At 67.9% G+C, this 8,749-nt stretch carries 15 protein-coding genes; all 15 read right to left on the bottom strand.

The genetic code is table 11. The features are described 5' to 3' along the window. Positions 1-82 precede the first annotated feature (82 nt). The 15 genes from ACQP2T_RS63820 to ACQP2T_RS63750 all read right to left on the bottom strand — a co-directional run bounded on the left by ACQP2T_RS63820 (position 83) and on the right by ACQP2T_RS63750 (position 8,737). Entirely contained in the window at positions 83-916 is an 834-nt protein-coding gene (locus ACQP2T_RS63820; protein WP_433520082.1) for a hypothetical protein, read from the bottom strand. Continuing rightward, positions 916-1,215 (bottom strand): hypothetical protein, encoded by a 300-nt coding sequence (locus ACQP2T_RS63815; RefSeq protein ID WP_433520081.1) that lies wholly within the window; start codon positions 1,213-1,215, stop codon positions 916-918. The genes ACQP2T_RS63820 and ACQP2T_RS63815 overlap by 1 nt, the downstream gene beginning before the upstream one ends. Further along, a complete protein-coding gene (locus tag ACQP2T_RS63810) occupies positions 1,212-1,451 on the bottom strand; it encodes a hypothetical protein (protein WP_433520080.1) in 240 nt (79 codons plus the stop codon). Before ACQP2T_RS63810 ends, ACQP2T_RS63815 begins: the two co-directional genes overlap by 4 nt. Next, a complete protein-coding gene (locus tag ACQP2T_RS63805; RefSeq protein ID WP_433520079.1) occupies positions 1,451-2,182 on the bottom strand; it encodes a hypothetical protein in 732 nt (243 codons plus the stop codon). Before ACQP2T_RS63805 ends, ACQP2T_RS63810 begins: the two co-directional genes overlap by 1 nt. After that, positions 2,175-2,816, bottom strand: a complete 642-nt coding sequence (locus ACQP2T_RS63800) for a hypothetical protein (protein WP_433520078.1) — start codon at positions 2,814-2,816, stop codon at positions 2,175-2,177. Before ACQP2T_RS63800 ends, ACQP2T_RS63805 begins: the two co-directional genes overlap by 8 nt. Next, entirely contained in the window at positions 2,813-3,388 is a 576-nt protein-coding gene (locus ACQP2T_RS63795; RefSeq protein WP_433520077.1) for a hypothetical protein, read from the bottom strand. Before ACQP2T_RS63795 ends, ACQP2T_RS63800 begins: the two co-directional genes overlap by 4 nt. Then, positions 3,385-3,552 (bottom strand): hypothetical protein, encoded by a 168-nt coding sequence (locus ACQP2T_RS63790; protein ID WP_433520076.1) that lies wholly within the window; start codon positions 3,550-3,552, stop codon positions 3,385-3,387. Before ACQP2T_RS63790 ends, ACQP2T_RS63795 begins: the two co-directional genes overlap by 4 nt. Further along, positions 3,549-3,839 (bottom strand): hypothetical protein, encoded by a 291-nt coding sequence (locus tag ACQP2T_RS63785; RefSeq protein ID WP_433520075.1) that lies wholly within the window; start codon positions 3,837-3,839, stop codon positions 3,549-3,551. Before ACQP2T_RS63785 ends, ACQP2T_RS63790 begins: the two co-directional genes overlap by 4 nt. Positions 3,840-3,918: 79 nt before the next feature. Then, complete coding sequence (locus ACQP2T_RS63780; RefSeq protein WP_433520074.1) at positions 3,919-4,731, bottom strand: hypothetical protein; 813 nt, start codon at positions 4,729-4,731, stop codon at positions 3,919-3,921. Then, on the bottom strand, positions 4,728-5,459 hold the full coding sequence (locus ACQP2T_RS63775; RefSeq protein WP_433520073.1) for a BRO family protein: 732 nt from the start codon (positions 5,457-5,459) through the stop codon (positions 4,728-4,730). Before ACQP2T_RS63775 ends, ACQP2T_RS63780 begins: the two co-directional genes overlap by 4 nt. 86 nt (positions 5,460-5,545) lie before the next feature. Beyond that, a complete protein-coding gene (locus ACQP2T_RS63770) occupies positions 5,546-6,028 on the bottom strand; it encodes a hypothetical protein (protein WP_433520072.1) in 483 nt (160 codons plus the stop codon). Then, positions 6,025-7,104: an RNA ligase gene (locus ACQP2T_RS63765; RefSeq protein WP_433520071.1), complete on the bottom strand. Its 1,080-nt coding sequence runs from the start codon at positions 7,102-7,104 to the stop codon at positions 6,025-6,027. The genes ACQP2T_RS63770 and ACQP2T_RS63765 overlap by 4 nt, the downstream gene beginning before the upstream one ends. A 228-nt stretch (positions 7,105-7,332) precedes the next feature. Next, complete coding sequence (locus ACQP2T_RS63760) at positions 7,333-7,827, bottom strand: hypothetical protein (RefSeq protein WP_433520070.1); 495 nt, start codon at positions 7,825-7,827, stop codon at positions 7,333-7,335. After that, positions 7,824-8,168 (bottom strand): hypothetical protein, encoded by a 345-nt coding sequence (locus ACQP2T_RS63755; RefSeq protein ID WP_433520069.1) that lies wholly within the window; start codon positions 8,166-8,168, stop codon positions 7,824-7,826. Before ACQP2T_RS63755 ends, ACQP2T_RS63760 begins: the two co-directional genes overlap by 4 nt. Continuing rightward, positions 8,165-8,737, bottom strand: a complete 573-nt coding sequence (locus ACQP2T_RS63750) for a hypothetical protein (protein WP_433520068.1) — start codon at positions 8,735-8,737, stop codon at positions 8,165-8,167. The genes ACQP2T_RS63755 and ACQP2T_RS63750 overlap by 4 nt, the downstream gene beginning before the upstream one ends. Positions 8,738-8,749: the final 12 nt, after the last annotated feature.

Below are 8,749 nucleotides of genomic sequence, written 5' to 3'. Positions count from 1 at the left end.
GCCATGCAGTGCGAGCGGTGCTGCTCTGGCGTCTCTCCGTCCAGGAGGGACTGCTGGCAGCAGGGGCGTAGATCGGGGGTGGTCATGCCGACACCGCCTGACGTTTGGTGGCGCGCCGGGCCTTCTGCACATAACTGATGCCGACTCCGAGCCGGGCGGCGGCCTGCTCGGTCGTGTAGCCCTGGCCAACGATCAGCTCGTGGGAGTTCTCCGCGATCGCCTGTGCCTGCGACGTCTTGGCACCGATGTCAGGTCGCGCGGACGGGTCGTCGATGGTGTCGTCGTCCCACGCCTGCGGCGGAACCCATCCGCGCGCCTTCGCCATGTTCCGCGCCCGGTTGGTGGCGATCTTCTCTCGGTGCCCGTCCTCGGGTGGCGCCTGATCCCAGAGCTCGTCGTACAGGCAGCGCACCTTGCGGGCCGTTCTCACGATCGTCTGCGGTTCGCGCATCAGCGCGGAGAAGTTGGCGGGCGTCCAACTGAGCCGGGCGCCGAGCTTCGCTTGAGACCAGCCGATCGTGACGAGAGCCTGCAGACGTCGGCGGGTGCCGGTCGCGTCGATGACGGTGGTGGCGCCGAGCAGGTCGAAGGACGCCTCGACGGCCAGGATTGCCGCGGCCAGCGCCGGGCGGACCTTCTCCTGCGGGCCGGTGCCGCGCTCGGGTCGTCCGTTCAGCAGCGCCTGGAGCCGCTTGCGGTCCACGCTGGCGGCCTCAGCTATGCGCCGTAGCCCCAGCCCGCACGATTGCAGGTCCCGGACGTGCAGGCGGATTGGCTCGGCGTCCACGAACGGCTGCCAGGTGCCGTAGGCGATGGCGCGCTCGCGCCGCTCGCAGTAGACGGCGTTGGCGTAACCGCAGATGTAGCAGCGGCATCCGTCCAGCTTGTAGCGCGCGTATCCGTGATCACGTGCCATCAGTCACGCTCCTCTGGGAACACGTCGTGCAGGTCGGCGTACGAATCGGCTTCGGCTGCGAGGCTGGCCCGTAGCGCCTCTTCGGCCGCCTCGTGCTCAGCCAGGATCCGGTCCAGCCGGGTGGGTGGGCGGTGGAGTGCTTGCGCGCCGGCCGCTTGCCACTGGTCCATTTGGGCGCGCGCCCGGATCGCGGCGAAGGCTGCGCGTTCGCGGCGGATGCGGCGGATCTTCCGCTCGGCCAGCACCACCCCGGCACACGCCACCAGGACGCCCGCGAGGGCAATCAGTTCGCCCGTCATGCCTGGCCTCTCATCCGCTGGTGCAGGGTGGCGACGACCTCGGCGGAGGCGAGCCTGCCGTTCTCGACGACCAGTTCGGCGCGCTCCAGACGGAGGGCGTGGAGTTCATCCACGTACTCGTCTCGCTGCCGCCGCACACGGTCCAGCTCGACCCCCATGGGGCGGCCCCAGACGACCCAGAGGAAGGCGTTCGCGACGCCGGTGCAGACCAGCACGGAGACGATGAGGGCGCCCATCAGATGGACTCCTCGCCGAGCGCCTTGCGGAGGTCGTCAGCGAAGACGAAACCGCGGCCGTCCTCGTTGGTCCAGACCTGCGTCTTGGCGACCTCCCACAGGCGGTCCTTCGCTTGCCGGAGTTCTTCACCGAGGCGGATCAGCCTCTGGCCTCGCGACTCCCATTCGCTGTCCAGGTGGGCGTTCTCGGCCCGGAGACGCTCCACCTCGGCCTCGGCAGCCTCGGCCCGCTTGGTGAGGGCGCCCTGCTCGCGGATCGAGTCCGCCACGTGATTGGAGAAGTGCGACTCCGTCAACGCGTTCTGGCCGTCAAGGTCGGCGAGCTCGGCCTTGAGGCGGTCTACCTCAGCAGCCGGGGTGGCCAGGTCCAGGGCGTTCGCCCACGGGTCGTTGCCGCTGGAGTGCTCTCCGATCACCTCCTCGGGGGCGATCGTGTAGGCGAACGTGTTGAGCAGCTTCTCCATGTCGTCGCGCTCGCCAATCAGCCTGTCCGTCGTTTGCTCTTCGTTCGCGAGGGCGGCGGTGAGGCGGTCTACCTCGGCCAGTAGGTCCTCAGCACCCTTCAGCGCATCGGAGACGATCAGGTCGGTGTCTCGTGCCGGGTTGGCGGGGATGCTCCACCGCCAGCGGTTGTGAGGGCCTTCAGCGCACACCTCACCGATCTCCGTGTGGGCGCGCTCGAACGCGGCTCTGATCTCGGCGAGGCGCTCGGGCGAGAGAGGCTCAGGCATTGTCGGCCGCCTTCCCGCCCTGAGGGTCTGCCAGAGCGGCGGGGATCTTTTCGTCGTCGAACTCGGCCCCGTCGCTGCACTCGGGGTTGTCGAGGAGCAGGAGTCCCATCGGCTCGGCGTACTCCGTCCCGAGGTCGATGTGCACGGGGCCGTCGGCGGTGTGGATGTTGAGGACGACCTGGCCTGTGGCCTGGGTGGTCGTGGTACCGAACCCGGTCGCCGTGTAGCGGATGGGCGTCCGGCCGGCCTTCTGCTCCGCCTTGATGGCGGCGGCCTCAGCGCACTTGTGGGCGGCGATCTTCTCGGCCATCTCCCCCACGCTCGTTCCTGCCTTGACCTCCATCAGGGGGGTCTCGCAGGTGCCGCACGTCAGCCAGTAGCCGTCATCTCCGTTGACGTAGTCGCCCGCAGCTCCAGCGGGCAGCACGATCGGGGTCTGCTCGCCCTCGACGACGGGAGCCCGGTAGTGGCGGACGATCTCGGTTCCCTCTTCGTCGTCCTCCCACCTGGTGACCGACAGGCTGAGCGTGTTGCCCTCTGCGGTCAGGGACAGCGCAGCCTGGAGGCTGTGCCGCCATCCGGTGATGGTGTCGCAGACGGCGGCTGCGACCTTCTCGGGGGTGATCTCACTCATGCCGCATCGCCGTCCTGGCCGAGCATCGACACCAGCAGCCGCCGCATGTTGCCGTCGAGGCCGACGTGTACCTCACGCCCGTCCTGGTCGATCATCCGGACCAGGGCCGCGCCAGTGTCCACGTTGGTCTCGATGTCGAACACAGTCGGCTCGATCTTCGTGGGCTCCTCGCGGACGGTCGTGTCGCCGATGACGGCCGAACCGACCATCTCCGCACTGCTGGCCGGCCGGATGACGATCTCGCGCTGGTTGTAGTAGTCGCCGCCCGTCGCGGTCAGGAACGCCTCGACCGCCTCTTCGGCTCCCATCGGATGCGACGGCCCCTCCTGGCCCGGGTACGGGGCGGGCTGGCCGTCCACGAGGACCCGCCACTTGCCGTGACCTGTGGAGCGGGGCGCCAGGATCAGGCCCTCGTCCAGAAGGCAGTCCTCCAGGTCGGCGGGCACGTAACGGCCGCCGCCCGGCGCGGGCTCGGACGGGACCACCTGCTCGTGGAACGCCTTGTGGGCGCGGTCCACGGCTTCGGCGCGGGCCTGGTACGGGTTCTTCGTCTCGGGGGTTTCGGTGCTCATGCTGCGTCCTTCGGGGAGTTGTAGGGGTGGCGGTAGACCGCCGGAGAGTCGAAGGGGATCAGGTCGTCACCCTTCGAGGACGCGACAGGTCGCGGCTTCGCGTGGCGCGGAGTGTGGGGCTTGCGCAGCACGTAGTGGTCCACCAGACGCCTCAGCGCGGTCATGACGCGGGCTCCTGCTCGACGGGAGGGAGCAGAGCGGTGTTGTCCTCGCCGGCGCCCATGTCGTTCTGGTGCTGCCATGACAGTTCGGGGCGTTCCGCGTACGCCTCGGCGCGGCGGATCAGGTCGTCCCATTGGGTGGCCCGGTTCATCCACTGCTTGTGGGCTTCCATCGCCTTCTCGGCCTTGCCGACAGCCTCGGCGCGGACGTTCTTGAGGATCTCGATCGTGTCCGGGGTGAACTCCGGAATGGAGGTGGACGGCGGTGCGAACATCTGATCTGCGGTCATTGCTGGTGGCTCCTGGTGCTTGGTGGATCTGTTGCGGGAGGCTCGTGCTCGCCCCCGATAGGTCGAGCACGGAAGAGGTCTAGGAAGGGTCGGGAGACGCTTCTACGTCGGGTCGCCAGCCGGGGTGCAGCCTGTCGAGGTGCGCGATCGCGTCGGCGTGTGCGGCCATCGCGTTGTCGGCCGCATCAGTCCACGTGCCGGTGTGTCTGTGCTCCTTGCAGCGCCAGTGCGCGCCTGGCACCTCGCCCCACCGGCCGTGCGCCGGGTCGAGCGTGATGTAGCCAGGCAGCGGCGCACCCTCGGCCAGGGCGACGAGAATGTCCGCGTTCATGGCCTCGAAGTCGCCGTTGGTGAGGATCTCGTCGGCCTCGAACGCCAGGTCGTGGGCCACCCGTTCGCCGTACTTGCGGGCGTAGCCGAGGATCGCGGCGAGGGTGTAGCCGTAGGAGCCCGCCATCGAGGCAGCAGCGAAAGCCGCAGCCTCGGACGGCACCCGCTCCTTGTCCTCGGGGATGTCCGAGTAGTGCTCGGCGACCTTCCCCCAGTGGGCGTTGCCTTTCATCAGGTCACGCCTCAGGTGGTCTACCGACTCGTGGTAGTTCGTCGCCGGCTCGAAAGGCTCAGGCTCCGGGGTCAGCTCGTAGCGGGCGGTGAACTCGGCGTCCCTCATCACGGTCACCACGCCCGCGCTGTCCTTCACCAGCCAGTCGCCGGGGTGGGCGGTCAGCGCGCCGAGCAGGACCGGCACGAACAGGGTCGAGTGGTCCGTCTCGTCGGCCCATTCGGCGTGGTTCTCGCCGACGAACGCGAACACCTCGTCGCAGTTCTGCTCACCCACCCAGCGGACCGCTTCGACCTCTACAGGGCGGCTACGGAAACGGGCGGTCTTCACGCCTCACCACCAAGGGGCAGCTCGGGCCAGCCGGGAGGGTCCATCGGCAGGGCGCGCTGTGTGGCGATCTCCAGCCGCAATTTCGTCGTCTCGTAGAGGCGGTAGACGGCCTCGATCTGGTGGCCGAACACCTCGTACGCCTTGCCGGCCTCGCCTGTGTGCCAGAACAACGCCTCGTACTTCGCTCGGGGCCGGTCGTCCTGCCGTACGGCGCCAGCCTGGCGGAGCTTCTCCTTCAGGTCTGCGACGGAGATGCGGACGCCGAACCGCTGCTTGATCAGCACCACCACTTCAGCGAGCGGGAATGTCTTCGGCGTGAAGATCTCGGCCGTCTGAGGTGGGGATGGGATCTGCGCGCGGATCTCGGCTTCGCGTGTCTTGGTCGCGAAGTAGGTCTGGGCGGCGGCCACGGCGGGTTTGCGTGGGTCGCAGTTCATGGCGACCAGGTATGCGCCGTAGCGGGTCAGTGTGACGTCGTCTATCTCTCGGCGGGCGCCGCGACTGTTGACCGTGATCTTGCGGGCATCCGCAAAGTGATCTTGGATGTTGGCGCCCACATTCGACGCTGCGGCCTTCGCCCTGTCGATGGCGTCCGCGAACTGACGCCACTGCTCGTAGTCGAGGTGCGGCATCATCTCGCGACTCGACCAGCGCTCGCCATCCTCGTTGATGTGTTTGATCGCATCGAACGGGGACTCAGCCCCCGATGGCTGGATCTCCTGCAGCATCTCCGCTCCTCTCGCTAGCTGGTTGGGGGGAAGCCCCCTCCCCCGTCTGCACCCCCGATAGGCGACAGACGGAGGAGGGGGAAGAACTAGAAGGGCGCCTCGTTGGCGATCGGCTCCCACGGGTGGAGCACGGCGGGATGGGTCATCACGGTCCGGCGCCACGCCTGCCGGCCGTCACGGGCAGCGATCGCCATGGCCGCGTTGGCGGTGTACGGGAAGTGGTTCGACGTCGGAGGGGTGGAGCTGTCGTCGGTGACCGTCCACTCCTCGCGGGTCGGCAGCGCCTCCCATTCGGCGATCCGCTGGAGGGCCTCACGAAGGCGAGCGAGCAACTGCGGCACCGCCTCGTCGAGCAGGAAGCTCTCGGCCTGGTCGGCATCGGACGCCTCGACGGGGTCGAGGCCCTCGCGCGGATCCTGGCCGCGCCTGTAGGCCGCCAGCGCGCCCTCGATCTGGTCGAGGTTGAGTGGCGGTTCCTGGTCGGGCTCGCCTGGCTCGCGTTCGGCCAGTTCGTCCAACGTCCAGTCGCGGTCGTCTCCCGGCTCGTACAGGTCGTCTGCGTGCGTCATGCCGCATCCTCCGAAAACGAGATGGGGCGCAGGTCGCCGGAAGGGCGCAGCGTCTTCCAGATGGATGGGCGCGGGTCGCGGCCGTCGAGCAGGTTGAACAGCCAGGGCCGCAGCGTTGATTTGGCGGCTTCGAGCGCGTAGTCCTTGCGCGTCCATCCGTCCGGCATGCGGGAGAGGATCTTGTCGTGGAAGCGTTCCGTGTCGTACAGCAGGTCGTCCGCTTCGACCTGGAGGGCTTCGGCGAGGTCCTTCACCCACTGGTGGAACTCGTCAGGCAGCGGCTCGCAGATATCCGCAACGCTCCTGCCTTCACCGAGCGCCTCCCACACGCTGCGGGCGTTCAGACTGGTGACGATCTTGTGTAGGGCGAGATAGTCGGCCTGCTTGAGTTTCACCATGTGGCCGGACATCAGCAGCCGGACAACGAGCCCTTCCGCACCGGGCCGCGGCGGCATGGCCAGCGCCTCGCCGAGCGTGCGGACGGTGAACACGGTGGCCTGCGGGCCGCACCAGCCGGACACCCAGTCGGGGCCGACGACCGTCCCGCTGGCAATGTCGACCGCGCCGAGCAGGAACAGGTCGTCAGCGCCGCCGTAGTCGCAGACGATCCGGTTCTCTGGGTAGACGATCTCGAACAGGGCCGTCATGCCCTTCGGCGGCTCGAAGTCTCCGTGCCTGGCCCGGAACAGCGCCGTGGCGTGGATCGCCTGCAGCGAGGTGAACGAGCCCCGAGTCGCTACGGCGTACCCGTCCGGAGTGGGGTAAAGGATCCCTAACGAGCCGTCCATCTTGTCGACGACCTCGGCGGGGGCCGACAGGTCCAGCTCGCCGGCCTGAGGGTCGCCATAGTTGAAGAACTTGGCGAACGGCCTTGCCACGACCACGCCCTGCGCGTCCACGATCAGGCCGCGGCACGTCCTGGTGATCGTGTCCCAGGCGCTCTCGAACTGCGTCTTCTCCGTGTAGTTGTAGATCTTCAAGGACCCGGTGGGGTGCTCCTGGACGCGCACGTACCCGTCCTCGACACTCTTGTCCAGGCAGGTCAGGTCGAACAGGTCCCAGATATGCAGGGTCACGCTGATCTCCTCAGGGGGTGTCGATGTCGGACGGGGAGCCGTACGGGTCTCGCGTGAATTCGGCGGCGAGACCATGCGCCTGTGCGCGATAGCACGCCTGGCAGGCTCCACACGTCGGCCCGTCAGGAGGGTTAGTGATGCACCCGACCGCGCCGGCCGGGCAGTCATGTCCGACCGGTTTCGTCTCGTTGCAGTAGTCGCAGAACCGCATGTCATCCACGGGAGGCATCACGCGACCTCGCTGATCTCGTCGATGACCCGCCAGCTACCGTCCGCCAGGGGGTAGGCCCAGCCGAGCCACGCCACCAGGACCGGCACCGTGGCCGGGTCGGTAGTGCCGTTCGTCGGCAGTACCCACCCGTACCGTTCGGCGTCGATCTCCCACGAACGCAACGTGAGCGACCCATGGCAGCCAGACGTGGGCGAACCGCAAAGCGTCAAGGCGTTCGAGATGACGTTCGCCGCCCTGGAGCCGCCCATCCCCCGATTGCGGCGGTGATGCACGTTGCCGCCGCCGGCCAGCACCACGCCGCAGCGGACGCAGGTGTCCATGTCCCGTGCGCGGGCCTGCCGCTTGAGTGCGTCGAGGCCGCGGTTCGTCTTCGCCTGCCCAGACGTCTTTCGCTTGGGCGGGTTGGCGGCCTGCTTGAAGCCCTTGCCGTGAGCCATGGGCTTGGTCGCCTTGAGCTCGGTCTTCCGCTTGAGCGGACCACCGCGCTTCATAGCTGACCGCCAGCCAGCTGCATCTCCGCTCGGGCGGTGGACTGAATCGTCCGACCGACGTCGATGCGAGCGTGCAATGCCTTGATGTGCTCCTTCTGCAGCCGAACCGCTGCGGCGGCCTTGCCGAAGGTGCGCCACAGCGTGTCGGTCTGCGTGATCGCGATCTGTTTACGGTCCTCGACCGAGCCGACCGCCTCGCGGAAGCAGCCTGCGAATGCCACCTTGAAGTCGCCTTCGGCCTCGACCGCGATGAACTCCAGGTCTGCGAGCTTGTTGACCGCCTCGTCCAGGTCGCGGGAGAGGTGGCCGAGCTGCTTGACGATGGTGAGCATCTCGCTCATGCGCTCTCACCCGCCTCGATGGCAGGCTTGAGCAGGTCACCGATGATCGGCTGAAGCGTCTCGTCCTGCCACGCCTTCCACGCCAGCTCTTGCGCTCCCGGCCCGGCGGTGAACGCGAACTTGCCGGTCGGCTCGCCGCGAGTCACCTCCGCCACCTTGATGCGAGTCCCGGCGGCGTCCTTCAGGTAGCCGTTCGCGTCGATCCGCTTGAGCGTCTTCTTCAGGTAGTCGTCGCGGATCTTCAGCTTGATCAGGTGCGGCATCTGGTCGCGGACGTACGCCAGCAGGTTCTCGTCCGTGAGCGCCTCGTCGGTGAGCGCCTCGACGAACTCCTCAGGCGCGTCGTTGGCGACGATCCCGGCGATCGTCTTCATATTGACCTGCGTCTTGGGCGGCCCGTCGTAGATGGCGATACTGCCCAGCTCGGTGCCGTCCGGGAGCTTCACTGCCAGCGACTTGGCGTCCGTGTTGATCCGCAGATCGGCGAATACGGGCTCGGCTTCCTTGCGGAGCCGCTCGTAGCCTTCGCTGACGATCTCGGAGAGGAGCTTCGCTGCGGCGACCCTCACCGCGTGAGTCTT

Origin of the sequence: Nonomuraea sp. CA-143628, from assembly GCF_050942315.1 — a bacterium.
GTDB lineage: Bacteria > Actinomycetota > Actinomycetes > Streptosporangiales > Streptosporangiaceae > Nonomuraea.
This window is presented reverse-complemented; position numbering and strand designations above follow the sequence as displayed.

Coding starts and splice junctions, on each gene's coding strand:
- ACQP2T_RS63820 (WP_433520082.1), bottom strand. CDS start 916: ATGGCACGTGATCACGGATACGCGCGCTACAAGCTGGACGGATGCCGC.
- ACQP2T_RS63815 (WP_433520081.1), bottom strand. CDS start 1,215: ATGACGGGCGAACTGATTGCCCTCGCGGGCGTCCTGGTGGCGTGTGCC.
- ACQP2T_RS63810 (WP_433520080.1), bottom strand. CDS start 1,451: ATGGGCGCCCTCATCGTCTCCGTGCTGGTCTGCACCGGCGTCGCGAAC.
- ACQP2T_RS63805 (WP_433520079.1), bottom strand. CDS start 2,182: ATGCCTGAGCCTCTCTCGCCCGAGCGCCTCGCCGAGATCAGAGCCGCG.
- ACQP2T_RS63800 (WP_433520078.1), bottom strand. CDS start 2,816: ATGAGTGAGATCACCCCCGAGAAGGTCGCAGCCGCCGTCTGCGACACC.
- ACQP2T_RS63795 (WP_433520077.1), bottom strand. CDS start 3,388: ATGAGCACCGAAACCCCCGAGACGAAGAACCCGTACCAGGCCCGCGCC.
- ACQP2T_RS63790 (WP_433520076.1), bottom strand. CDS start 3,552: ATGACCGCGCTGAGGCGTCTGGTGGACCACTACGTGCTGCGCAAGCCC.
- ACQP2T_RS63785 (WP_433520075.1), bottom strand. CDS start 3,839: ATGACCGCAGATCAGATGTTCGCACCGCCGTCCACCTCCATTCCGGAG.
- ACQP2T_RS63775 (WP_433520073.1), bottom strand. CDS start 5,459: ATGCTGCAGGAGATCCAGCCATCGGGGGCTGAGTCCCCGTTCGATGCG.
- ACQP2T_RS63770 (WP_433520072.1), bottom strand. CDS start 6,028: ATGACGCACGCAGACGACCTGTACGAGCCGGGAGACGACCGCGACTGG.
- ACQP2T_RS63760 (WP_433520070.1), bottom strand. CDS start 7,827: ATGAAGCGCGGTGGTCCGCTCAAGCGGAAGACCGAGCTCAAGGCGACC.
- ACQP2T_RS63755 (WP_433520069.1), bottom strand. CDS start 8,168: ATGAGCGAGATGCTCACCATCGTCAAGCAGCTCGGCCACCTCTCCCGC.